Annotated in this window: 20 protein-coding genes and 1 pseudogene; 13 read left to right on the plus strand and 8 right to left on the minus strand. The window is 73.8% G+C overall.

The window, feature by feature from the left end; all coding sequences use genetic code 11:
- The first annotated feature begins 108 nt into the window (after positions 1-108).
- The 7 genes from AB0O15_RS12200 (at position 109) to AB0O15_RS12230 (ending at position 10,452) form a co-directional block, all read left to right on the plus strand.
- Positions 109-963, plus strand: coding sequence for an ABC transporter ATP-binding protein (locus tag AB0O15_RS12200; protein ID WP_364318126.1), 855 nt, complete (start codon positions 109-111; stop codon positions 961-963).
- 23 nt (positions 964-986) lie between these two features.
- Positions 987-1,634, plus strand: coding sequence for an ABC transporter ATP-binding protein (locus AB0O15_RS12205; protein ID WP_364317611.1), 648 nt, complete (start codon positions 987-989; stop codon positions 1,632-1,634).
- Positions 1,628-4,768, plus strand: coding sequence for an FtsX-like permease family protein (locus AB0O15_RS12210; protein ID WP_364317612.1), 3,141 nt, complete (start codon positions 1,628-1,630; stop codon positions 4,766-4,768). Before AB0O15_RS12205 ends, AB0O15_RS12210 begins: the two co-directional genes overlap by 7 nt.
- Complete coding sequence (locus AB0O15_RS12215) at positions 4,765-7,491, plus strand: ABC transporter permease (RefSeq protein WP_364317614.1); 2,727 nt, start codon at positions 4,765-4,767, stop codon at positions 7,489-7,491. The genes AB0O15_RS12210 and AB0O15_RS12215 overlap by 4 nt, the downstream gene beginning before the upstream one ends.
- A gap of 210 nt (positions 7,492-7,701) precedes the next feature.
- Positions 7,702-8,829 (plus strand): AAA family ATPase, encoded by a 1,128-nt coding sequence (locus tag AB0O15_RS12220; protein ID WP_364317615.1) that lies wholly within the window; start codon positions 7,702-7,704, stop codon positions 8,827-8,829.
- A gap of 193 nt (positions 8,830-9,022) precedes the next feature.
- Positions 9,023-9,433 carry an RpiB/LacA/LacB family sugar-phosphate isomerase gene (locus AB0O15_RS12225; RefSeq protein ID WP_364317616.1) on the plus strand — a complete coding sequence of 137 codons (411 nt, stop codon included), beginning with the start codon at positions 9,023-9,025 and terminating at the stop codon, positions 9,431-9,433.
- 83 nt (positions 9,434-9,516) lie between these two features.
- A complete protein-coding gene (locus tag AB0O15_RS12230) occupies positions 9,517-10,452 on the plus strand; it encodes a phosphotransferase (protein WP_364317618.1) in 936 nt (311 codons plus the stop codon).
- Between the two features lie 112 nt (positions 10,453-10,564).
- On the opposite strand, the gene AB0O15_RS12235 is transcribed toward AB0O15_RS12230, so the two are convergent.
- From AB0O15_RS12235 to AB0O15_RS12245, 3 genes are read right to left on the minus strand one after another with little or no spacing between them, the layout of a single operon-like run.
- A complete protein-coding gene (locus AB0O15_RS12235) occupies positions 10,565-11,779 on the minus strand; it encodes an MFS transporter (RefSeq protein ID WP_364317619.1) in 1,215 nt (404 codons plus the stop codon).
- Positions 11,780-11,785: 6 nt separating this feature from the next.
- Positions 11,786-12,373, minus strand: coding sequence for a TetR/AcrR family transcriptional regulator (locus AB0O15_RS12240; RefSeq protein WP_364317620.1), 588 nt, complete (start codon positions 12,371-12,373; stop codon positions 11,786-11,788).
- Positions 12,370-12,783 (minus strand): Dabb family protein, encoded by a 414-nt coding sequence (locus AB0O15_RS12245; RefSeq protein WP_364317621.1) that lies wholly within the window; start codon positions 12,781-12,783, stop codon positions 12,370-12,372. Before AB0O15_RS12245 ends, AB0O15_RS12240 begins: the two co-directional genes overlap by 4 nt.
- 119 nt (positions 12,784-12,902) lie before the next feature.
- On the opposite strand from AB0O15_RS12245, the gene AB0O15_RS12250 reads away from it, so the two are divergent.
- From AB0O15_RS12250 to AB0O15_RS12260, 3 genes are read left to right on the plus strand one after another with little or no spacing between them, the layout of a single operon-like run.
- Positions 12,903-13,967 carry an acyl-CoA dehydrogenase family protein gene (locus AB0O15_RS12250; protein WP_364318128.1) on the plus strand — a complete coding sequence of 355 codons (1,065 nt, stop codon included), beginning with the start codon at positions 12,903-12,905 and terminating at the stop codon, positions 13,965-13,967.
- Positions 13,961-14,683 (plus strand): PIG-L family deacetylase, encoded by a 723-nt coding sequence (locus AB0O15_RS12255; protein ID WP_364317623.1) that lies wholly within the window; start codon positions 13,961-13,963, stop codon positions 14,681-14,683. The genes AB0O15_RS12250 and AB0O15_RS12255 overlap by 7 nt, the downstream gene beginning before the upstream one ends.
- Positions 14,680-15,288: a class I SAM-dependent methyltransferase gene (locus AB0O15_RS12260; protein ID WP_364317624.1), complete on the plus strand. Its 609-nt coding sequence runs from the start codon at positions 14,680-14,682 to the stop codon at positions 15,286-15,288. Before AB0O15_RS12255 ends, AB0O15_RS12260 begins: the two co-directional genes overlap by 4 nt.
- 262 nt (positions 15,289-15,550) lie before the next feature.
- Here AB0O15_RS12260 and AB0O15_RS12265 read toward each other — a convergent pair.
- Both AB0O15_RS12265 and AB0O15_RS12270 read right to left on the minus strand, forming a co-directional pair.
- Positions 15,551-15,806 (minus strand): annotated as a pseudogene (locus AB0O15_RS12265) (transposase); the annotation flags it as partial.
- Positions 15,807-15,875: 69 nt separating this feature from the next.
- Positions 15,876-16,559 carry an NAD(P)-binding domain-containing protein gene (locus tag AB0O15_RS12270; protein ID WP_364317626.1) on the minus strand — a complete coding sequence of 228 codons (684 nt, stop codon included), beginning with the start codon at positions 16,557-16,559 and terminating at the stop codon, positions 15,876-15,878.
- A 140-nt stretch (positions 16,560-16,699) separates the two neighbouring features.
- Here AB0O15_RS12270 and AB0O15_RS12275 point away from each other — a divergent pair, with 140 nt between their 5' ends.
- Complete coding sequence (locus tag AB0O15_RS12275) at positions 16,700-17,266, plus strand: GrpB family protein (RefSeq protein ID WP_364317628.1); 567 nt, start codon at positions 16,700-16,702, stop codon at positions 17,264-17,266.
- A gap of 58 nt (positions 17,267-17,324) precedes the next feature.
- Here the strand turns inward: AB0O15_RS12275 and AB0O15_RS12280 are convergent, their stop codons facing one another.
- Complete coding sequence (locus AB0O15_RS12280; protein ID WP_364318130.1) at positions 17,325-17,474, minus strand: helix-turn-helix transcriptional regulator; 150 nt, start codon at positions 17,472-17,474, stop codon at positions 17,325-17,327.
- Between the two features lie 267 nt (positions 17,475-17,741).
- Entirely contained in the window at positions 17,742-19,175 is a 1,434-nt protein-coding gene (locus AB0O15_RS12285) for a hypothetical protein (protein ID WP_364317629.1), read from the minus strand.
- 143 nt (positions 19,176-19,318) lie between these two features.
- Here AB0O15_RS12285 and AB0O15_RS12290 point away from each other — a divergent pair, with 143 nt between their 5' ends.
- A complete protein-coding gene (locus tag AB0O15_RS12290) occupies positions 19,319-21,160 on the plus strand; it encodes a hypothetical protein (protein ID WP_364317630.1) in 1,842 nt (613 codons plus the stop codon).
- Positions 21,161-21,193: 33 nt separating this feature from the next.
- On the plus strand, positions 21,194-21,388 hold the full coding sequence (locus AB0O15_RS12295) for a hypothetical protein (RefSeq protein WP_364317632.1): 195 nt from the start codon (positions 21,194-21,196) through the stop codon (positions 21,386-21,388).
- Between the two features lie 321 nt (positions 21,389-21,709).
- Here the strand turns inward: AB0O15_RS12295 and AB0O15_RS12300 are convergent, their stop codons facing one another.
- On the minus strand, positions 21,710-22,003 hold the full coding sequence (locus tag AB0O15_RS12300) for an STAS domain-containing protein (protein WP_364317633.1): 294 nt from the start codon (positions 22,001-22,003) through the stop codon (positions 21,710-21,712).
- Positions 22,004-22,303: the final 300 nt, after the last annotated feature.

Below are 22,303 nucleotides of genomic sequence, written 5' to 3' on the forward strand. Positions count from 1 at the left end.
GAACACCAGCTCCCGATGCCCGGGGTGACTTGACGGGTGCGATCATGAAGGGCCAGGATTCCGGCTCGACGCCAGGGATGGGGAGGGCGCGTGCAGGGTCCAGAGGCCATGATCGTCTGCGAGAGCCTGGTGCGCATCTACCAGACCGGCTCGATCGAGGTCCAGGCGCTCCAGGGGCTCGACCTGGCGGTCGACCGCGGCGAGATGATCGCGGTCGTGGGCGCGTCCGGATCGGGCAAGTCGACCCTGCTCAGCATCCTGGCCGGCATCGACGCGCCGACCGCCGGCAAGGCGCACGTCGGCGACTGGGACCTGCTCGCGATGACCCGCGCCGACCGGGTGCGCTACCGGCGGCACACGGTCGGGTTCGTCCGGCAGCAGACCGCCAGCAACCTGGTGCCGTACCTGACCGCGGCCCAGATGGTCGACCTGCCGATGACCGCGGCCCGGGCGCCGGCCCCGGAACGCCGTGAGCGGGCCGGCGAGCTGCTCGACACGCTGGGCGTGGGCGCCTGCGCCGACCGGCGGCCCGGCCAGCTCTCCGGCGGCCAGCAGATGCGGGTGGCGATCGCGGTCGCGCTGGCCAACCAGCCTCGGGTGCTGCTGGCCGACGAACCGACCGGCGAGCTCGACACGGCCACCTCGGCCGAGGTCTTCGAGGCGTTGCGTACGGTGAACCGCGAGCTCGGCGTCACCATCGTCATCGTCACCCACGACCCCGAGGTCAGCGGCCGGGTCGAGCGGACCGTGGCGATCCGGGACGGCCGCACCAGCTCCGAGGTCCTGCGCCGGACCGCCGCCCACGACAACGGCGAGGAACACGTCATCGCCGAGGAGTACGCGGTGATGGACCGGGCCGGCCGGGTGCAGATCCCGCGCGACTACCGTGAGGCGCTGGCCCTGACCCGCCGAGTGCGGCTGGTGCTGGAGGCCGACCGGGTGGAGATCCGAGGCGACGAGTGACGACCCTGCTGAGTGTTCAAGGCGTGAACCGCAGCTTCGGCGCCGGGCCGTCGGCGGTGCGCGCGCTGCGGGACGTCTCGTTCGAGGTCGAGGCGGGCACCATGGTCGCCCTGGTCGGCCGCTCCGGCTCGGGCAAGACGACGCTGCTCAACGTGGTCGGCGGCCTCGACCGGCCGGACGCCGGGACGGTGCGGGTGGACGGCACCGAGGTGACCACGCTGGACGACGACGGGCTGTCCCGGCTGCGGCGCGAGAAGGCGTCGTACGTGTTCCAGACCTTCGGGCTGATCCCGGTGCTGTCCGCGGCCGAGAACGTCGGGGTGCCGTTGCGGCTGGCCCGCGTACCCCTGAAGGAGCGTGAGCGGCGCGTCGGCCTGCTCCTCGACCTGGTCGGCCTGGCCGGGCACGCCCAGCACCGGCCGGATGAGATGTCCGGCGGGCAGCAGCAGCGGGTGGCGATCGCCCGGGCGCTGGCCGCGTCGCCCAAGCTGCTGATCGCCGACGAGCCGACCGGGCAGCTCGACGCCGAGACCGGCCTGGCCGTGATGGCGCTGCTGCGCGGGGTGGTCGAGTCCGAGGGCGTCACGGTGCTGCTGTCGACGCACGACCCGGTGATGATGGCGCTGGCCGACCGGGTGCTGCGGATGCACGACGGCCAGGTCACGTGCTGAAGCTCCTCGCGCGCCGGGTCCGCTCGCAGTGGGCCCTGCTCGCCGCCCTGGTGGCGCTGCTGGCGATCGGCGCCACGGTGGCCGGCGCCTGCGCGCTGCTGGTGACCCGCACCGGCGAGCAGGCCCTGGAGTCGGTCGCCACCCGCGGCCGGTCCGACGACGTCATGACCACCGCGTACACCGTCGAGGTCAAAGCGTCGCAGGCAACATCGGTCGCGGCCGACACCCGGGCGGTCCTCGAGGAGGCGTACGCGCCGTTCCCGATCGCCACATCGGTGCGCGCGTCGTCCCGGATGCGGGCGCTGGCGTCCGCGCCCCAGGTGAACGGGCTGCCCGCCGAGACCTACCTGTCCGGGATGGACGGTCTGCAGCAGCGGGCCACGCTGCGGTCCGGACGCTGGCCGCGGGCCGGCGCGGCGCCGATCGAGGCGGTGCTGCTGGAGACCACGGCCCGGCTGCTCGGGATCCGCGTCGGGCAGCGGGTGCGGCTGGGCAACGAACGGGCCTTCGACTCCGCGCCCCCGCTGGACGTCACGGTCGTCGGCATCGTCCGGCCGCTGCCCGGCACCGGCTGGGAGCGGGACACCCTCGGCGGCCTCGGGTACGAGGTGGGCTCCTTCTCCGAGGGCGGCAGCGACGAGCCGGTCCTCGCGTACGGGCCGTTCCTGGTCGACCTCGGCGACCTGTTCGCCACCCCGTCGGTGATGGACCGCCTCGAGGTCGTGGCCGCGCCCGACCTGGCCGGCGCCGATCTGCGCGACCTGAACGCGGCCACCGTCCGGCTCGGCGACGCCGGGCGGGGACTCGCCCGCGCGCTGGGCGACCGGGTGAGCATCCAGCGCGTCGACGCCCGCCTGCCAGTCACCCTCGGGCAGGCCCGGGAGCAGCGCCGGGTCGCCACGTCGGTGGTGCTCGCGGTCGCGGTGCTGGGCGGTGGGCTGACCGCGGCCGCGCTGGTGCTGGCCGGGCGGCTGACCTCGGGCGTACGCGCGGAGGAGACCGCCCTGCTCTCGGCGCTGGGTGTCGGCCCCGGGCAGTTCGCGGCGGCCGCGGCCGTGGAGACCGGGACGCTGGCCGTGCTCGCCGCCCTGATCGGCGCGCCGGCCTCGGCCCTGCTGCACGCCGGCCTGACCCACCTGCCACCGCTGTCCGGCGCCGGGCTGACCTCCGCTCCGAGCACCAACGCCACGCATCTGATCGCCGTGGGCGCGGCCGCGCTCGGGCTGGCCGTGGTGCTGGCCGTGCTCACCATCCGACCCGTGGTCGCGCCCGGCGAACGTCGCGGCCGCGCCGAGTTCTACGCCCGCTCCGGGGTCGACCTGCTGCTGGTGGCGTTCGCCGCGATCGGCTGGTGGCAGCTCAACGGGCAGTCGGACGTCGCCTCCACGCGCACCGACGTGGTCCGGGTGGCCGCGCCGGCCCTGGTGCTCACGGCCGGGGCGGCGCTCGCCCTGCGCCTGGTGCCGCCCGCGTTGCGTGGCCTCGACCGGCTGGCCCGCCGGGCCCGGGGGCTGGTGCTGCCGCTGGCCGCGTTCGAGGCCGCCCGCCGGCCGAGCGCGGTCGCGGCCGGGCTGCTGGTCAGTCTGGCCTGCGCGGCGGCCACGTTCGGGATCGCGTTCGAGGCCACCTGGGACCGCTCGCAACGCGACCAGGCCGCGCTGTCGGTGGGCACGGACCTCGCCGTTGCGGTCACCGGCACGCCCGAGGCCGGGACGGGCGCGACGATCGCCGACGCGACCGGCGGGACGGTCAGCCCGGCGGCCGATCGGGGGGTTGGGCTGGGCCAGTGGGTCGGCGGGGCCGGCGACCCGCCGCGGCTGGTGGCCCTCGACACCCGGCGGGCGGGCGAGCTGATGCGGGGGCGGCCGGACTCCGCCTGGGCCGGGGTCGGTGCGCTTCTCGCGCCGCGTACCCAGATCGACGGTCTTGACCTGGAACCGGGCGCGGCGCTGACCATGGGTGGGACGGCGACCGGCGACTTCCCGATCGTGGTGACGCCGCGACTGGTGCTCCAGGACCCGGCCGGGGTGCGCACGACCTGCATCGGCGGGCAGGTGCCGCTGGACGGCGCGACCCACCGGCTGCCGGACTGCGGCGTCACCGCCGGGCAGCAGCTGGTCGCGGTCAGCCTGCCGATCTCGGCGGCCACCGAGCCGGACGACCTCGCCACGACGAGCGTCAAGGTCACCCTGAACGTGCCCGGCGGATCCTCCTGGACGGCCACGTCGGCGCCGCCCTCCCCCGGCCAGCTGAGCAAAACCGCGGTGTCGGCGGGCGCGGGCGGGCTCACCATGTCGGCCGACGTCCGGCTGGTGAGCGCCGAGAACTCCGCCCGGACGCTGATCGCCACCGCGTTCGGCTCCCCCGGCCGGGTGCCGGTCGTGGTCGCCGCCCGGGTCGCCGACGAGCTCGGGGTCAAACGAGGCGGCACGCTCAGCATGCCGGTCGGCACCACGCCGGTCGGGGTGACGGTCGCCGACATCGTGCCCCAGATTCCCGGCGCTGCCGGTGCGCCCGCCGTGCTGGCCGACCTCGACACCCTGTCCCGGGCGATGATCCTCGCCGGCGACCTGCGTTACCCGATGGACGGCTGGTGGGTCGGGCACCCCGCCCGGCCGGATGCCGCCGCCCGCGTCGCCGCCCTGCACGTCGGCGAGGTGACCACCCGGGCCGGCGAGACCACCCGCCTGATCGGGAGCCCGCCGCGCGCCGGCGTCCGTCCCGCGCTCGGTCTGCTCGTGCTCGTGGCGACGTTGCTACTGCTGGCCGGGGTGGTCCTGCACGTGAACAGCGACCTGCGGGTCCGCGCGGTCGAGGTGGCCCGGCTGCGCGGGCTGGGGATGACCCGGCGCGAGGTGCGGGCCATGCTCTTCGGGCAGCACGCCGGGATCCTGGCGTTCCTGCTGATCGCCGGGGCGCTGGTCGGCGGGCTCGCCACCGTGATCGTCGCGCCGCCGATGGTCCGCGCCGAGACCGGCGCCGCGCCGATCCCGGTCGCGCACCCGGTCTGGCCCTGGGCGTCCGAGGCGCTGCTGCTGGCCCTGCTGGTGCTGGCCTGTGCCGTGCTGGTGACCGTCGTGGTGCTGGCACAGACCCGCCGGGCCGACGCCGCCCACCTGCGGGTGGCGACGTGAGGCGCCCGGCCGTGCACTGGCCCAGCGTCCGCGGCCGCGCCCGCGCCGACGCCGGGTCGCTGCTGCTGGTCGCGATCGTCGTGGCGGTGGTGTCGCTGCTGGCCGGGGCCACGCCCGCGCTGCTGCGGTCCACCGCCGACGACGCCATCCGCGAGGCGGTCCGCGCCGGCGGCGACGACGCGGCGGTCATCGCCCAGGCCAAATGGGAGTACGACGACGTGCTCGGCGGGCGGCAGCGTTTTCCCGCCCTCGCCCAGGACGTCGACCTCTTCCGCAAACGCGCCGCCGAAGGGCTCGACCCCGGACTCGCCCGGGCCCTGCGGCCGCCGATCGCCGTGGTCACCGCGCCGTCGTTCGACATCACCGACGGCAGCCTGCTGCGGACCTTCCAGTACAACTACCTGGCCGACGCTCGGCCCTTCGCGTCGTCGCGGGTCACCTGGGTCGGCGGCGTCGCGCCGGGCCCGTCGGCGGCCCCGAACGCCGTCTCACCGAACAGCGGGCCGCCGTGGCCGGTCCAGGTCGGCGTCTCCGAGGCGACCGCGGCCGCCCTGAAGCTCGGGCCGGGTGACCGCATCCCGCTCAAGGACGAGTTCCTGCGGGAAAAGCTGGTCACCATCAGCGGCGTCTTCCGGGCCGACGACCCCGCCGACCCGGCCTGGCGGCTCGCGCCCTGGCTGCTGGCTCCGGTGCCCGGCGTGGACGGGGTCGGCTCCACCCGGCTCGGTGGCCTGCTGTCCGCCGAGTCGCTGCCGGACGCCCGGCTCGCCGTCGAGTCCGAGCTGATGGATCGGATGGTCCACTTCGAGGCCGACCCGGCCCAGGTCTCCTCCGGCACCGCCCGGTCGATCGCCTCCACCCTGGTCACCCTCCAGGCCACGTCGAGCGCGTCGTCGGTGTTCGACACCTCGCTCCAGTGGCGGAGCCAGCTCGACAACGTCCTGCGGATCGTGCAACGGCAGGTCAACGCGGCCACCGCCCAGGCGTCGGTGCTGCTGACCGCCGTACTCACCGGAACCGTCCTGGTCCTGCTGCTCGCCGCGTTCCTGCTGGCCCGGCGGCGGGCCGTCGCTCTGACCGCCGCCCGGCACCGGGGCGCGGGGCTGGCCGACCTGACCCTCGAGCTGCTCATCGAGTCCTCGGCGGTCGCTCTGCTCGCGGCCGCGATCGGCGTGGCCGGCGCCCGCCTGGTCACGCCCGGCGTCGCCTGGTGGTGGGCGGTGCCGGTGGCCGTCGCGGCGGTGGTCGCGGGACCACTGTTCGGCGTCCTGGTCGCCGCCCGGGCCACCAGTGACCGGCGCGCACCCGCCAACCGCGGCGCCCGCCGCCGGCTCCACCGGGCCGCCGCCCTCCGCCGGGTCGCGATCGAGGCGGCCGTCGTGCTCGCCGCGGCCGGGGCGATCATCGCGCTGCGACAACGCGGGATCCTGCCGGACTCGGCCGGGGCGACCGGCGGGGCGCTGGACCCGTTCGACGGTCAGGAGAGCACGTCGGCGCTGGCCGCGAGCGCGCCGGCGCTGGGCGTGGTGGGCGGGGCGCTGGTCCTGCTGCGGCTGCTGCCGGTCCTGCTGCGGTTCGTGCTGCGGCGGGCGTTGCGCTCCTCGCGGCCACTGGCGGTGTTCGGCGCGGCGCAGGCGGCCGCGAACTCCGCCCGTACCCTGCCGATCCTGGTCATGATCGGCGCCACCGCGCTGGCGTCGTTCGCGCTGGTCCTCGGCGCCACGGCCTCGCGCGGGCTCTCCGACGCCGCGTGGCGGGTGGTCGGCGGGGACGTCCGGGTCGAGGCCGGGGCGGCTGCCGGGGTGGACCTCACCGCGCTCGCCCGCCGGGTGGCCGCGGCGCCCGGTGTCGACCACGTCGTCACGGCCCAGGTGACCGAGGGCGCCCGGATCGCCAACTCGCGGAAGCTCGTGGAGGCGCGGCTGGTCGTCGTCGACCTGGCCGCGTACCGGTCGCTGCTCGCCGACACCCCGATGGGTATGTCTTCGGCCACCGGTGCCGGCATCCCAGCCCTGGTCCGGTCCGCGGACGGCAGCCTCGCGCCCGGCATGACACTGTCGTTCCCGCGCAAGGACAAGCCCGCGATCAGCCTGAACGCGGTGGGTCCGGCTCCGGTCATCGGCGACAGCGGCGATGCCGTGTACGTCGACTTCGCGGCGCTGCGGGCCGCCGGCGTCGACGTCGTCCCCGACACCATGTGGGTTACCGGTCCGGGCGCCGCGGCCGCGGTCGAGGGCACCCCCGGCGTCGGGATCACCACGCGCTCGGACGTGGCCCGCTCGCGTCAGGACGCGCCGCTGACCGCCGGTCTGATGGCCCTGACCTGGGTCGTGGCCGGGACGCTGGCGGCGCTCGGGCTGCTCGGCTTCGCCCTCGGCGCGGCGGCCGGCGCGCCGGAGCGCTGGGCCACGCTGGGCCGGTTGCGCACGCTGGGTCTGCGGCTGTCGGAGACGCGTACGGTGGCCGCGGGCGAACTGCTCCCACCGGTGCTGCTCGCCGCCGTGGGCGGTCCACTGCTCGGTGTGCTGCTCGCCTACCTGACCTTCGGTTCCCTGGCGCTGAGGCTGCTGGTCGGCTGGGACACCGACCCCGCGACCACCGTGCCCTGGCTGCCCCTGGGCGTGCTGGCGCTGGTGTTCGTGGCCGCGGTGCCGGTGGCCGGCTTCGTCGAGGCGACCCTGCGCCGCCGCCAGGGCCTCGGCGAGCTCCTCCGGGTCGAATGACCGATCAGGGCTCGTCTACGCGGCGCTGACCCGCCCCTCGGGGGCCCGCGCCGCGATCCGGCTCTCCGGGCCACGTTCGCGCTGGTCCTGCTGCTCGTGCGCGCCGGACTGGCCACCAAGGTCCGCCGCGATCCTTTGTCACGCCGCCGGGGTTCCGGGCGGCCTGAAACCCGGTTGCTCCGGGCCGGTGCTTCGCGCGAAGGTGCGGGCGTGCTTCCGCTTCCGGTGCTGTGGTTGTGCGGGCCGCCCGGGGTCGGCAAGTCGACCGTGGCGTGGGAACTGTTCCAGGAACGGGCCGGCGCGGGCTATGTCGACACCGATCAGCTGGGCATGTGCTATCCGGCGACGGCCGCCGACCCCGGCCGGCTGGAGCTTCAGGCGCGCATCCTCGGCCGGGTGGCGGCGGGCTTCGCGGCGGCGGGCGCCGGTTCCCTGATCGTGTCCGGTTGCGTGGACGCTCGCCGGGGCATCCACACGTCGTACCTTGGTGGGGTCTCCCTGACCGCGCTGCGGCTGCGGTGCGACCGGGTGGAGCTGCGCCGTCGCCTCGCCGCCCGCGCCCGTCCCGGTGACTACTGGCAGGCGGCGCTCGCCTCGGCAGCCGAGCTGGACCACAGCGGCCTGCCCTATCCCCACATCGACACAACAAGCCTTTCCCCTGCCGAGGTCCTCGCCATCGTCCGCGACCGTTGGCGGCCCTCTGCTTCGCTTTGGCCGATGCCCGCTCCCGCCCTTCCTCCAAGCCCCGCTCCCGGCACCGCGCCTGGGGCCGGTTTTGGCTCCGGCTCTGCTCACGGCACCGCTCCGGGCTCCGCTTCCGGCGAGATCGTGTTTCTGTGCGGCACGACGGCGGTCGGCAAGTCGACGGCCGGATGGGAGCTGGCGCGGCTGTCGCAGCAGGCTGGGCACATGACCGGCTTCGTCGACCTCCAGCAGATCGGCTTCCTCGACGGCGGCGACCACCGGCTCAAGGCGGCCAATCTCGCCGGCGCGTGGGCGGAGTTCCGCGCCAACGGCGCCCGACGTCTCGTGGTCAACGGTCACCTCGACGACGACGCGCAGTTCCGGCACTACACCGAAGTGCTGCCGGCCGCGCCGATCACCATCCACCGTCTGCACGCCGGGCCCGACGCCCTGCGGTCGCGGTTCCACCAGCGTGGCCTCGGCCGTGGCCCGCTCATCGCCGGCGACGAGCTGCGCGGCCGGCCGGCGGACGTGCTCGAGGCAGCCTACGAGGCAGCGGTCGGCCGCACCGGCATCGGCGACCTCGTCGACACCGATGGCCACACCCCCGCCGAGACGGCCCAGGCGATAGCCCACCGGATCGGCTGGCCTTGAGCCGGCAGCCCGGCTGTTCGCCGTCGCGATGCCTCGCTGATCCCAGCCAGGCAACCCGGCCGTCGGCCGTCGCGACCTCTCGGCTGATCCCAGCCCCGGCGACCCGGCTGTGGACGGGCGCGATGGCTCGGCGGATCCCATTTCGGCCGTACTCGGTGGGCCTTCGGAGTGGGGCTGGTTCTAGGCTGGCGGGATGCGGGTGGCGTTCGCGACTGATGACGACAACGAGACGACCAAGGCGGTGGCGCGGGCGCTGATCGACGGCGGGCATGAGATCGTCCGTCCGGCGGCCGCGCAGAGCTGGCCCGACCTGGGTCACTTCGTCGGGCAGGCGGTCGTCGACGGGCGGGCCGACTACGGCGTGGTGCTGTGCTGGACCGGCACCGGGACGGCCATTGCGGCCAACAAGATCCCGGGGGTACGCGCGGCCGTGGCCTGGGACCCGTGGATCGCCCGGGGCGCCCGCCTCTGGAACGACGCCAACGTCCTCGCGATGAGCCTCAAGCGCCTCGCCCCCGACGTGGCCGTCGAGGTCCTCCAGGCGTTCCTCGACACCAGCGACCCCGACCCCGACGAGGCGGACAACATCGCCGCCCTCGGCTGAGGCCCACTTCCGGCCGCGCATGGCCTCGGTGGCCCCAGGGAAACTCCGGTGCGTCGGCGACGCGCCGGCCCTAGATTCGTGCGGTGACCGCGCACCACGACCTTTCCCATCTCGGCACGCCGATCGGACCGATGGTCCGCGTCCACGGCGGGTTCGCCAACCGGATGTACCGGCTCGACACCGACCAGGGATCGTTCGCGGTCAAGGAGATGAACCCGGTCGACCGCCGCTCGCCCTACCACGTTGACGACGTGTTCAGGTTCGAGCGGGCGGCCTTCGCGGCCGGCGTCCCGATGCCGGAGCCGATCTCGGCCGGCCACCACACGCTCGTCCACCGGTGGGTCGAGGGCGAGAAGATCCCCGAGGCGCCGGTGTCGGCGGCGTACGCGTTCGAGATCGGTGAGATCCTCGCGCGCGTCCACGCGCTCGACGTCAGATGGCCGCACGCGTCGACCGACGACCCGCCGGCACAGGACTGGCCCGAGCTGGCCGACCGGGCGGCGTCGACCGGACAGCCGTGGGCCGGGGAACTCGCCTCCCACGTCGAGACGTTCGTCGCGATCGCACGCTTCGTCGACACCTGCGAACGGCCCGGCCCGGTCGTGCTGACCCACCGGGACATCCAACCGTGGAACCTGCTCGCCCGGGCCGGCCGGCCGGTGGTGCTCGACTGGGAGCTTTCGGGGATGCTCGACCTGTCCGGTGAGCTCGGCTCGACCGCGCTGAGCCTGGCCAAGGGACCCGGCTTCGACACCATCGAGCCCACCATCTTCCGTTCGGTCCTGGACGGCTACGTCGCCGCGGGCGGAACGCTGCCGCCGCCGGGGCCGAGCTGGTTCGTGTTCATGATCGGCGGCTGGCTGAGCTTCACCAGGTGGAACATCCTCCGCTGCCTGGCCGGCACCGAGGCCGGCACCGGCCCCGAGCTCGCGCTGTCGCACGAGTCGGCGCGGGACGGCGTGCGCGGCCTCCCCGACATGTTCCGCCGGCTTCCCCAGCTCGAGGCATTGCTCGGGTGACCCGCTCGGTCAGGCGCCCGCGATGGGCTTCGGCGTCGACCGACTTTCCAGGGGCGCGTCGATCAGGGCGGTGTGTTCCAAGACGATCGAGCGCCACGGTCGACGTCACTGGTCATCGGATGATCCTCTGCTCGATGGGGCGACGGACGACTCTGACGGGTCGGCGGTCGACGACAACCCCGCGGGACCGGCGGCGGCGCAGGGACGCGGCCGCTGTGGTCGCCACGGTCAGGACGACGCAGGCGACGCCCGCGACGACGAAGGACCGGGCAATCCCCAAGGCGCCGACCAGCGGCGCCAGCACCAGCGGGGACAGGAACTGGCCCAGGAAGATGGCGGTCACCAGGCCGCCCAGCACGCGGCCGCGGCGGGCCGGCGGGGCCAGTTCGCTGAGCCAGGTGTTGAGGTTGGGCACGGCGAACCCGACGCCGGCGCCGCCGATCAGCACGCCGGCCAGGATCACCGGCAGGGCGGTGGTCAGGCCGACGATCGCCCAGCCGGCGCCGAGCAGCGCGACGCTGAGCGTGGTGATCGCGGCGAAGCCCAGCCGTCGTCGCAGGGCCGCGTACCCGACGGCGGCCACCGCGCTCGATGCGGTCGACGCCGCCACCGCCACGCCCACCACGACGGTCGACGCGGTCAGGTCGGCCAGCAGGAACGGCAACTGGGTCGGCACCATGAAGAACACCAGGGTGGCCAGCAGGGCGACCGCGTAGATGCCGAGGTAGGGCGCGGACCGGCCGGGCGGTGGTGCCGCCGCGGGGGCGGCTGCGGCGGGGCGGTCGGTCACGGCCACGACGACGATGGGTACGACGAGCAGCGAAGCCGCGTACAGCCAGAAGGGAGCGCGCCAGCCCACGGCCGCGAGGGCACCGGCCAGCGGGAGGAAGACGACGCCGCCGAGGCTGGCGAAAGCCTGCTGAAGGCCGAGGAAACGGGCGCGCGCCGGACCGGTGAAGAGGTCGGCGATCAGCGCGCTGATGGCGGTCATGATGCCGCCGACGGCGAGACCCAGCACGGCCCGGGAGAAGATCAGCGCGCCGAGTCCGGGTGCGTAGAGCCCGGCGGTCCCGGCCACGGCGTAGAGAACGAGCGAGCCGGTCAGCAGCGGCTTGCGGCCGAAGCGGTCGGCGACGACACCGGCGATCGGCGCGGACACGGCGATGGCCAGGGAGGTCACGGTCAGCGCGAGACGGACCAGCACGTCGCTACGAAAGTCGGCCCGCATCGACGGAAGGCTCGGCGACATGATCGCCGCGGCCATGATGGTCAGGGTGGCGCTGCCCAGGAGGGCCACGCGGGTGGCCGGGGCGGGCGGTGCGGTCATGGTGGGTCACTCCTTGGTCGCCCAGCTGAGCGTGAGGGCGTGCAGGGCCTGGTCGGCGAGCAGGCGGGCGCGGTCGAAGCCGATGTCGTCGAGCTGGCCGAGGCCGGTCATGCCGTGCACGACGCCCCAGACCAGGTCGCAGGCGAGGGTCATGTCGGGCAGCGGGACGCCGGTCGCCCGGGCCCAGGCCTCGATCGCGCCGTTGGTCACCGCGATCACCGGGCCGGCCGCCGCGTGCCGCGCGCCCGGGTCGAGGGTCACCCCGGCCAGGCCGTTCATCAGCCGGTAGAGGTGGGGGTTGCGCTCGGCGAAATCGAGGTACGCCCGCCCGATCGCATAGATCGCCCCGGCCGGGCCCGAGGCGGCCGCGGCGGCGTCCAGGTGGGCGTGCAGGTGGGCGTACCCCTCGCGCATCACCTCGCCGAGCAGCGCCTCCTTGTTGGCGAAGTGCTGATAGACGACCGGCGCGGAGTAGCCGACGTCGGTGGCGACCTGGCGGATCGTCACCGACGCCGCGCCGTCCCGCTCGACGGTCTGCCAGGCGGCCTCGAAGATGCGCCGGCGGTTCGCCTCGCGGCGTTCCTCACGGGTCACGCGCGGGGCTCGGGGGCGCCGCTGCCGGTGTACGAGGGCAGGTTCTGCACGAGCTTGGTCAGCTCGGGACGTTCGGCGTACCGGCGCTGGTGCAGCGCGGCGATCTTCGCGCCGATCTCGGGGTCGGGGTCGTCGGTGGTGTCGTACGAGATGAACTTCTCGACCAGCGGCAGTCCGATCTCATCGGTGTGGGCGTGCGCCGGGTGCATCAGGTATTCCCAGTAGCCGTCGAGGTCGTCGAGCACGAAGGTGGCGCCCCACTCGAAGTCGCCGCCGACGTCCCGGCCGACCACGAACTGCTTCACGGCGTCGATCTCACGGCCCTGTGTACGCAGGCTCTCCAGCGCCTCGTCACGCTGCTCGTCGGTGACGCCGGCCTTCAGGACGAGCCGGTTGTGGTGGTAGATCATGGCAACCCCTAACGTGGTTAGGTTTCCTAACGCCGTTAGACATTAACTTCGCCGCCTGCGAGCGTCAACAGATCACCCACATAAACGTCCGCGCCCCCGGGTATCTCCTGGCCGTGCTCATGATCGATCTACCCGACCTGCCGCTCCCCGGTCACGGCCGAACACTCGAACGCTTCCGTCACTTCGCCGCGGTGGGCCGGCGCGACCCCGTCGCGGTCCGCTTGTTCGAGGGCCACGCGGACGCGGCGGCGATCCTCGCCGAGCTGGGCGCCGACCCACCCGGTGGTGGGGAGCGCTGGGGCGTCTGGGCGGCGGCTCCTTCGTCGGTACGCGCTTCGCCCACCGCCCCGGCCCCTTCGTCGGCTCTTTCGTCCGGCGAACCCGCCCTCTCGACCGGCGCGGCCGGCGGCTGGCGGTTGAACGGCGACCGGCCGTGGTGCTCCGGAGCCGCCTGGTGCACTCACGCCTTGGTCACAGCCGCGGCCGACGACGGCATCCGACTCTTCGCGGTGGCCAACACCGCCCCGCACGCGGTCCCGATCGACGGGACCTGGCCCGCCGTGGGCATGGCGGCCAGCGACAGCCGCACGATCCGCTTCACCGACGCCCCGGCGATCCCGATCGGCGGGCCGGGCGACTACGTGGGCCGCCCAGGCTTCTGGCACGGCGGCGTAGGTGTGGCCGCCTGCTGGCTCGGCGGCGCCCTCGGCGTGGCCGACGCCCTGCGCGCGGCGGCGTCGGGCCCGAAGGACATCGGACCGCACGCCTTCGCGCACCTGGGCGCGGTCGACGTCGCCCTGGGCGCGGCCGCCGCCGTGCTGGAGTCGGCGGCCGCGGCGATCGACGCCGACCCGCGAGCCGACGCACACCGCTTGGCGCTGCGCGCCCGGGCAACCGTCGAGAAGGCCGCCACCGAGGTCATCGACCGGGTCGGCCGGGCGCTGGGCGCGGGCCCGCTGTGCCGCGACGCCGAGCATGCCCGCCGCGTCGCCGACCTGACCGTCTACCTGCGCCAGAGTCACGCCGAGGGCGACCTGGAACAGCTCGGCCGGCTGCTGGCCGGCTCGTCGCCGGACACCGGCGCGGTCCAGCTGTCAGCCAATGCGCCACCAGGCGCCGAGCCCACTCGGTCCGGAGTTCAGTCCGATGGTCGGCTCAGCCACGAAGGGGGACTCGCATGGTGAGGCCGATCGTCGTGGCCACCGGCACCGACGAGAGCGAATGGGCGTCCTGGCCGGCGATGAAGGGGTGGCCGGCGTTCCCGCTCGACCCGCCCGGCCCGCCGTTGGTGGTGGCGCCGCATCCGGATGACGAGATCCTCGGTGTGGCCGGGCTGATGGCCATGCTGGGCGAGGCCGAGGTGGTGGCGGTCACCGACGGCGAGGCGTCGCATCCCGGGTCGACCGTCCACACGCGGGCCGAGCTGGCGGCGATCCGCCGCGCCGAGACGGACGAGGCGCTGGCCCGCCTTGAGGTCGATGGACCCGTACACCGGCTTGGTCAGGCCGACGGCGGGATCGACGAGGACGCGGTCGTGGCGGCGCTGGTGCCGCTGCTGACGCCGGGACGGTGGTGTCTGGCGACGTGGCGCGAGGACGGCCACCCGGATCACGAGCGGGTCGGCCGGGCCGCCGCGCGAGCGTGTGCGGCGACCGGGGCGCGGCTGCTCGAATATCCGATCTGGACCTGGCACTGGGCCCGCCCCGACGACCCGGACGTTCCGTGGCACCGCGCTCGCGTCATCGACCTGACGCCCGCCGCGATCGCCGCCAAGTCGGCCGCCATCGCCGCCTTCCCCAGCCAGATCGCCCCGCTGGGCCCGGATCCGGCCGACGCCGCGATCCTCCCGCCGCACGTGCTGGCCCGGTTCGCCCGCCCGTTCGAGGTGGTGTTCGGATGACCACACCCGCCGGCTACTTCGAGCAGATGTACGCCGGGAGCGCCGACCCGTGGAGCTTCGAGTCCCGCTGGTACGACGCCCGCAAACACGACCTGACCGTGGCGGCGCTCCCCCGCCGGCGCTACCGTTCCGCGTTCGAGCCGGGCTGCTCGACCGGCCGGCTGACCGCCCGCCTGGCCGGCCGCGCCGACCGCCTCCTGGCCGTGGACGTGGTCGACGCCGCGGTCCGCACCGCCGCCGACCGGGTGGCCGCCACGCCGCATGTCCGCGTACACCAGGCCGCGGTCCCCCACGACTGGCCGGACGAGACCTTCGACCTGATCGTGCTCTCCGAGATCGGCTACTACTTCGACGACGCCGACCTGGCCACGCTGCTGGCGAACACCCACCGGTCGCTGGAGCCGGGCGGTGACCTGGTCGCGGTCCACTGGCGGTGGCCGGTCGACGAGCACGCCCGCCGCGGCGACGAGCTGCACGCCGCGCTGGCCGGGCTGGAGGGCCTGACCCGCACGGCCCACCACGAGGAGGACGACTTTCTGCTGGAGGTCTTCGCGCGTACGCCACCTTCGGCCCGTTCCGTGGCCCAGCGGGAGGGCCTCGCGTGAACCGGGCCTAAGGTTTCAGGTGAGCCACCTCATCGCGTACGCGCCGGTCCTCGCTGACGGCAGCCGTTCGCGCGACAACCGGTTGGTTGGCGAGCCGGGCTCGTCAGTACCGGCGCCGCACGCGCTGGCAGAATGCTCGTCCATGACTGGTCCACGCGAGGCGAGGCTCCGGGAACTCGGCGACGTGCTGCGGCGCCGGCGGGAGTCGTTGTCGCCGGAGGCGATGGGCATCGTCGCCCATGGGCGACGGCGCACCCCCGGACTGCTGCGTAGTTCCGTCCTTCTCCCACTTGGCGTAGTAGTCGTACACCGTCTTCGCCGGCGGAATTCATGCGGCAAGTACTCCCACGCGATCCCAGTCCGAGTGACGTAGAAGATCGCGTTCACGATCTCCCTCAGATGTGCACCGGACGGTTGATCCCGAGCCCTGGACGGGCAGCCCGCCACCGCGTCAGAACCGGTTCGATCACCGCCCACCGAGCATCCGACAGGCCCGATCGATATGGACGTCGCTCCATCCCCATGTACTGCCAACGAACCAGCACGCCCGCTGACAGCCGGCAAACGCGAATCAACCTGATCGAGGATCAGATGCCCTCTAAAGAGCGAATGGCCGCCTCGACCGCCGCGCGCACCTTCACCACACTCGCGGGGGAGCCGGCCGGCTGCTCGGCCGTCCCGTAGGGCGGTCCGTAGGCCGGCTGCCCCGGCTGGACCCGCCACGAGTCGGCGAGCGACCCGACGTCGAGCGCGTCGTAGCCGAGCTCGTCCAGGAACGTCGTCGCGACCTGCTTGGCCTCGGCGTCGTCCCCGGCGATGGTCAGCGCCGTGCGGTCCGCTGCCCCGGCCGGCCGGGGCAGCGCCGCCAGGTGCTGCCAGTAGATGTTGTTGAAGACCTTGACCAGCCGGGCGCCGCTCAGATGCTTCTGCTCCAGCTCGGCGCTGGTCAGCGTGCCGTCCGCCAGCTCGGGGAAGTCCCCGTCCCGCTGCGCGGAGTAGTTGTTGGTGTCGAGCACGACCTTGCCGGCCAGCCGCTCGGCCGGCAGCTTCCGGAAGGCGTGGAACGGCACGCTCACCACCACGAGGTCGGCCGCCGCGGCCACCTCCGCGGGCGTCGCCGCCCGGGCCCGCGACCCCAGCCGCGCGACCAGATCGGCCAGCGTCTCCGGTCCCCGCGAGTTGCTCAGCACCACGTCGTGCCCGGCGTCAACGGCCAGCCGAGCAACCGTCCCACCGATGTTCCCGGTCCCGATGAATCCCACAGTCGTCATGTCGCCGACAACCCGGACAACCCCCGGTGGCATTTCCACCCGGCCGCCCCTGTAACGACCGCCACGTTTTCCCGAACCCTCAACTCGACGTTGACCCTGAACCTCAGGGTGAGGGTGAGGCATCGGTAGCGTTTGTCGTCATGCCGTTCCCGGACGAGAAGGTGCAGGTCGCGGTCATCGATTATCGGTCGAGCTGGATCGATGAGTACGAAGTGCTGGCGGCCGAACTCCGTGCGACGCTGGGCGACGTGGCGGTCGAGATCGACCACGTCGGGTCGACCTCGGTGCCCGGGCTGGCGGCCAAGGACTGCCTCGACGTGCAGGTGCGCGTGGCGGTGCTCGACGAGCCCCGGATCGTCACCCGGCTGGGCGCGATCGGCTTCCGCCGCCGGCCCGAGCCGTGGAACCGGGCGGAGCGCTCGGCCGGGCGGGACTACCGCAAGCTGGTCTTCGCCCCTCCGGTGGGCGCTCGTCCCAGCAACGTCCACGTGCGCGAAAGTACGGGTGGGAACGCCCGCTACGCGCTGCTGTTCCGGGACTTCCTGCGCGGCGACGACGACGCGCGACGGGCGTGGGGCGCGTTCAAGCAGCGCCTGGCGGTCAGCGTGCCTGATCTGCTGGATTACGGGCAGATCAAGGCGCCGGCCACCGACGTCCTGATGGCGGCGGCCGAGCGGTGGGCGGCCGACACCGGCTGGGAGCCGTGACGTCAGGACACGGCGGCAGCGCAGCGGCAGGCGGCCCGACACCGGCTGGGGGCGGACGTCAGGACAGGGCGGCGGCCAGGTCGCGGCGGGAGACGATGCCCAGTTTCTGGTAGGCGTGGGCCAGGTGGGTCTCCACGGTGCGGCGGCTCAGCTGCAGGCGGTGGGCGATGTCGCGGTTGGTCAGGCCGGTCGCAGCCAGGACGGCGATCTGGCTGCGACCGCGTCGGTCAGGGACGCCGGGCCGTGTGGCCCCTGCTGATCGGGGCGGTCAAGAGAAAGGTCGGGGCGGTCAGGTGAAAGGTCGGGGCGGTCAGGAGAAAGGCGGAAGGCCCGCACCTCGACCAGCGTGCGGGCCCCCGACCCATCACGGCGTCCCGTGGTCGAAACGGGATCGGGGCGGAGGCTAGTGAGCCGCCCGCTCTGCCCGGCCGGGGCCGCCCCCGGCTCGTTGAGCTAACGCCGTATGTCCAGATTTCTAGTGCTGCCCGGAGAAGACCCCCGCCCCGCGCATCATGCCCGCCAGCAGCGGCGACGTCACGGTCACGCCGTGCACCAGGTCGCGGGCCGGGCTGGTCGGTTCCACCCCGTCCTGCCGGTACGGCTGGGTCCACCCGGTCGACGCGGGGTCGATCCCGGCGGCCTCGCACCAGTCCCGAACCGTGGCGGCGGGGCACGAGGCGTCGCCGAGCACCACGTCCCAGGGCCGCGGCAGCATCGTCCACACGCCGATGTCGGGGTGCTGCCGGCCGCCCGAGCTCACGTGCCACCGGTACACGTCGGCCGCCATCAGCGCCGGCACCTTGCCGGGCAGCGACTTCTCCAGCACGTGCTCCAGGTTCATCGCGGTGAGCAGGTTCAGCCAGCCCGTACGCAGCTGGTTGAAGGCCCGCGAGGCCGCGTTCCAGGTGGACGAGTCGTCGCCGGGCCGCACCACCATCCGCCCGCGGTCGCGGTGGTGGTCGAAGGTCCGCCGCAGCGTCCGCGCGCACGCGACCATCTGCTCGTAGTAGACGCCGAGCAACTCGCCCCGCTGGGCGTCGGTGAGCCGGTCGAGCACCTGCGGCCGGGTCAGCACCCGGGCCAGCGCCTCGGGCCGGCCGGTCGGGGCGTCGAGCGCGGCGCGCAGCAGCGCCTCGGCCAGCTCGTCCATCGGCCGCGCCTGCTGCCCGGCCGTGAAGACGGTGCGCATGCCGAGCCGCGCCGTGTAGTAGGCGACGAACGCCGCGGTGCGCGGGCAGGCGGTGAAGGTCTCACGATCGATGGTGTACGCGAGGCGCGACTTCCCGATCGCCGTGACGGTTTCCCGGTCCCGCTCGGCGGCCAGCACCGCGGTCCGCTGCTGAAGGTGCAGCACCGCGCGTACGGCCTTCCGGTATCCGCGTACCCGCAGGCCGGGCAGCTGGTCTTGGCGCTCGGCGGCGTCCAGCCGGGTGCGGGTGTCGGTGTGCCCGCCGACGTCACCGCGCCGGCCGTGCGGCTTGCCCGGCCACGTCTGCCCGTACTTCCGGACGCCGGCGCGGCGCATCTTCCGGCGTACCGGATCGGCGGGGCCGGTCAGACCGAGCGCGGGCAGCGCCTGGCCGAGCCAGCGCTCCAGCTCGCCCGGGTCGGCGGGATCGGCCGGGGCCGGCGCGGGCGTGTGCGCGGCGGTCCAGACGGGGACCATCGCGGTCGCGGCGGCCTGGTAGGCCCGGTCGAGCCCCGGGTGCCGCCGCCACTCCCCCGACATCGACGACCCCGGCGCGAACGACCCGGCGCTCATGACGGCGAGGTGGCGCAGCTCGCGGGCCGGGCGCGCGTCGAGCCACCCGGTCGCGCCGAGCATGACGAGACGCGCGGCAACCAGCTGCGGAGTCGGCCGGGCGCGCAGCCCACCGTGCAGCTCAGCAAGGATGTCCGCCGTGGTCACAGCCATCGATCATGGCCGCCGGCCCCGCCCGCCGCCACCGATTTGCCGCTGAGCGGAACGGCCGGCCGTCGGAGGGTCCTGGTGAACCCGGATCACGGGCGGGCCGTGGTGGCGGTGAACCCGCCGATCACGAGGAGCCCACGATGACGTCCACCCCGATCCCGATCAAGCGCGCCGCCTTCGCGGGGCTTGCCGTCCTGATGCTCACCTCCGGCTGTGGGTGGTTCGGCCACGATGAGCGCACGGTCACCTTCCATGAGGGCGCGGTCCGCGACGATGCGACCGGTGTACGTCTGATCAGCGCCGGCGCGGACGGGACCGACGTACGGTTCGCCACCGAGAAGGACCCGCCGGACGCGCCGAACCTGGACTTCGCCACCCGGGTCGGCGAGGCCGTGGACATCAGGCCGGAGGGCGCGCTGCCGGGGGCCGAGGTGCGGATGCGCGCCGACGCGGCCCAGGCCCACGGGTTCATCGCCGTCTTCAACACGAAGGCGGGCGCGTGGCTGCCGCTGGACACCCGGTACGACGCGCGGGCACACGAGCTGGTGGCCGAGGCGCCGCACGTCTCGATGTACGGGATGTTCCTGCCCAAGGTCGTGGACCGCGTCCGGGACCTGCTGGCCGGCCAGGTGCTCGGGGTGCTGCGGAAGATGCGCGACGACGTCACCGGCACGATGCGGCTCGCGGACATGGCCGACTGCGGCGGCGGGCGGACCGCCGACGGGAAGGTGCTGCCCGGGGCGAGCACGGCGGTCGCCGCCCGAGGGTGGGCCGCGGACGTCCAGAAGGGGCACGCCAAGGAACTCGGGGTGTGCGTCGTCGAGGATCAGGGGGCCCGTTGGTTGCGGGTGGCGAACCGGAACGGCTACCCGGTCGTGTTGATGCCGCCGGCCGGGGCCACCGACGCGTCGCCCAACGACTACGACGTCCGGATGCTCGGCGACGACCTCTTCCTGCTGGCCGGGCGCCAGCTCGAGGCGGTCGCCGGGCACGGGCTGGCCGGCGGGTTGAAGAGCGCCGAGCTGAAGGTCACCACGGACGGCACGTTCACGGTCGACGTGGTGGCGTCGCCGTTGCCGATCGCCTGGGACGTCGGCACCGCCCTCCTTTCGGTGGTGCTTCCCGGCGTACCCAAGGCGAAGGTCGCTCTGAATGCCGCCGAACGGCGCGCCATCGACGCTCTGGGCGGTCCGGCCGCGGGGTTGCACGCGAGCCGCGAGACGGTGGTCAACAAGATCAAGGACGACCCGGCGCTGCGTGATCCGGGGCAGCGGCCGGAGCAGGCCATGGCGCTGCTGGACCTCTGGTCGTGCCTGGCCAAGTCGAAGGCGGCCGTGCTGAACGTGTCGGCGACGGACGCGTTCGAGGCGATCCGGCACTGCGTCGGGCTGGTCGCACAGGCGCTCGGCCGGGAGGCGGTGGCGCTCGGCACCGACGTACTCAAGAACCTCAAGGTGTTCAACGAGGTCGGCGACTTCCTCCGGCACGCGATCACCCCGGCCGTGATCGAGGTGCGGGCGCCGCTGCGGGCGAGCCGGCTGGGCGGCGTCGACTGGCTCGCCGTGGCCGGCCCCGACCTGCGCTGCGACAGCGAGCCCGAGATGCTGAAGCGGCCCGAGAGCCACGACATCACCGGCGACGGGGTGCCGGACACGTTCGTGACGCTCGACTGCTGGACCAGCAACCAGATCAGCCCCGATCAGATCCGGGTGTACGACGGCAGCTCCGACCCGTCGGCCCCGGCCCTGCTCGGCGTGCTCACCGACGGGGCCGCCGCCAACTTCCACCTCGAGTGCCTCACGTTCGACGGCAAGACCGCGCAGACCAGGGGGTACGTGCTGCAGGGTGCCGACCCGGCCGGGGTGCCCAGCCTCCTGGGCGTCCGCTCGGCGACCTGGGACGGCATGCGGTTCCGGCTGTCCGGCCTGACCACGAGCGCGGCCCCCGACGGGTACGAGTCGGCCGTTCCCGGCTGCGACTGAACCGTTTCCACCTCTCCGTACGTACACCAGGACATGTGGGATGACCGCCGCCTCCTGGCCGCGATCGCCGCCCTGCCGCCGGAGGCCTTCATCGAGGGACCGCCGGAGGGCGGCGATCTGCTCTGGCGCCGCGCCGCCAAGCGCCTGCGCGCCGCCGAGGGTTCCCCGTCCGCCGGGTCGTCCGACGACCCTCAGCTCGCCCCGGTGATCCCGCTCCCCCTCGACTGAGCAGGCGTTTTCGACCGGTAGGACTATGTATTCGTTTGGTGCGAGTTCTCGTCTGCTCGGCTAGGCCGGTCACTTTGTGTTGTCGCTCTGGCGGGTGTCGGGGTCGGCGGTCATGCTGGGCCACCGCTCCCGCATCCATCGCTTGAGGCTCTGGTCGAAGAGCACGATGCTGCCTAAACTGGCGGGCCGCGACCCCGGCGGCGATGCCCGCGATGCCGAGCAGGCGGTCGTTGTCGGCTAGCCACGCGGCGCCGAGCCCGGTGATCGCGACCCCGCCCGGCGATGCCCGCGATGGCGGACAGGCGGGCGTTGCCGGTATGCTCAAATGCGGGAACCATCGATGAGCAGCAGGGCCAGCAGCAAGGCACCGACGTCGTCGCTGTCAGCCCGCATGTCCAGCGTCCCGGATTCCTCGATCACGCGGCGTACGTCCTGGCGAGCGTTGACCACCCGGTACGAGGTGCCGTAGTCGATCGCCGCGAGGTAGCCGCAGATCAGGGCAGCGAGACCGGCGCTGCTGAGACCAGTCACCGCGCCGAGGTCGAGGATCAGTTCGTCCGGGCGCTCGATGACGATCGTCTCAACCAGCCGCAGCCGCAGTGGGCGGCAACACAACCGTGCAGGTCACCGGCGAGATCCAGCCGCACAGCCGAACCGTCGCCGTGCTTCGTGGCGCACGAAAACGTCACTGGTACATCCCCGATCGGTCGGCGGGCGGGTGCGCCAAACCCCGCATCGGCGTACCGCGTCATTGATCTCAGCGGGGTTCGGGCCGACGATCGCACTGGGCAGCATAATCCTCGCCGATAGGCGCGAACCGCCGATCGCACCCGATCGAAGGACGCTCGACGCAAGGCCAGACCCAGCTCCGGCGCGTATGGCCTAGCGCGCCCGCCCTGCGCTGACCCGGAGCGC

The organism is Actinoplanes sp. NPDC089786 (genome assembly GCF_040684855.1).
GTDB lineage: Bacteria > Actinomycetota > Actinomycetes > Mycobacteriales > Micromonosporaceae > Actinoplanes.

Bases quoted from the DNA above. Each gene is read 5' to 3' on its own strand.
- AB0O15_RS12255 (WP_364317623.1), top strand. From the start codon at position 13,961: ATGGTGAGGCCGATCGTCGTGGCCACCGGCACCGACGAGAGCGAATGG.
- AB0O15_RS12270 (WP_364317626.1), bottom strand. From the start codon at position 16,559: ATGACGACTGTGGGATTCATCGGGACCGGGAACATCGGTGGGACGGTT.
- AB0O15_RS12290 (WP_364317630.1), top strand. From the start codon at position 19,319: ATGACGTCCACCCCGATCCCGATCAAGCGCGCCGCCTTCGCGGGGCTT.
- AB0O15_RS12245 (WP_364317621.1), bottom strand. From the start codon at position 12,783: ATGATCTACCACCACAACCGGCTCGTCCTGAAGGCCGGCGTCACCGAC.
- AB0O15_RS12275 (WP_364317628.1), top strand. From the start codon at position 16,700: ATGCCGTTCCCGGACGAGAAGGTGCAGGTCGCGGTCATCGATTATCGG.
- AB0O15_RS12225 (WP_364317616.1), top strand. From the start codon at position 9,023: ATGCGGGTGGCGTTCGCGACTGATGACGACAACGAGACGACCAAGGCG.
- AB0O15_RS12200 (WP_364318126.1), top strand. From the start codon at position 109: ATGATCGTCTGCGAGAGCCTGGTGCGCATCTACCAGACCGGCTCGATC.
- AB0O15_RS12250 (WP_364318128.1), top strand. From the start codon at position 12,903: ATGATCGATCTACCCGACCTGCCGCTCCCCGGTCACGGCCGAACACTC.
- AB0O15_RS12260 (WP_364317624.1), top strand. From the start codon at position 14,680: ATGACCACACCCGCCGGCTACTTCGAGCAGATGTACGCCGGGAGCGCC.
- AB0O15_RS12235 (WP_364317619.1), bottom strand. From the start codon at position 11,779: ATGACCGCACCGCCCGCCCCGGCCACCCGCGTGGCCCTCCTGGGCAGC.
- AB0O15_RS12295 (WP_364317632.1), top strand. From the start codon at position 21,194: ATGTGGGATGACCGCCGCCTCCTGGCCGCGATCGCCGCCCTGCCGCCG.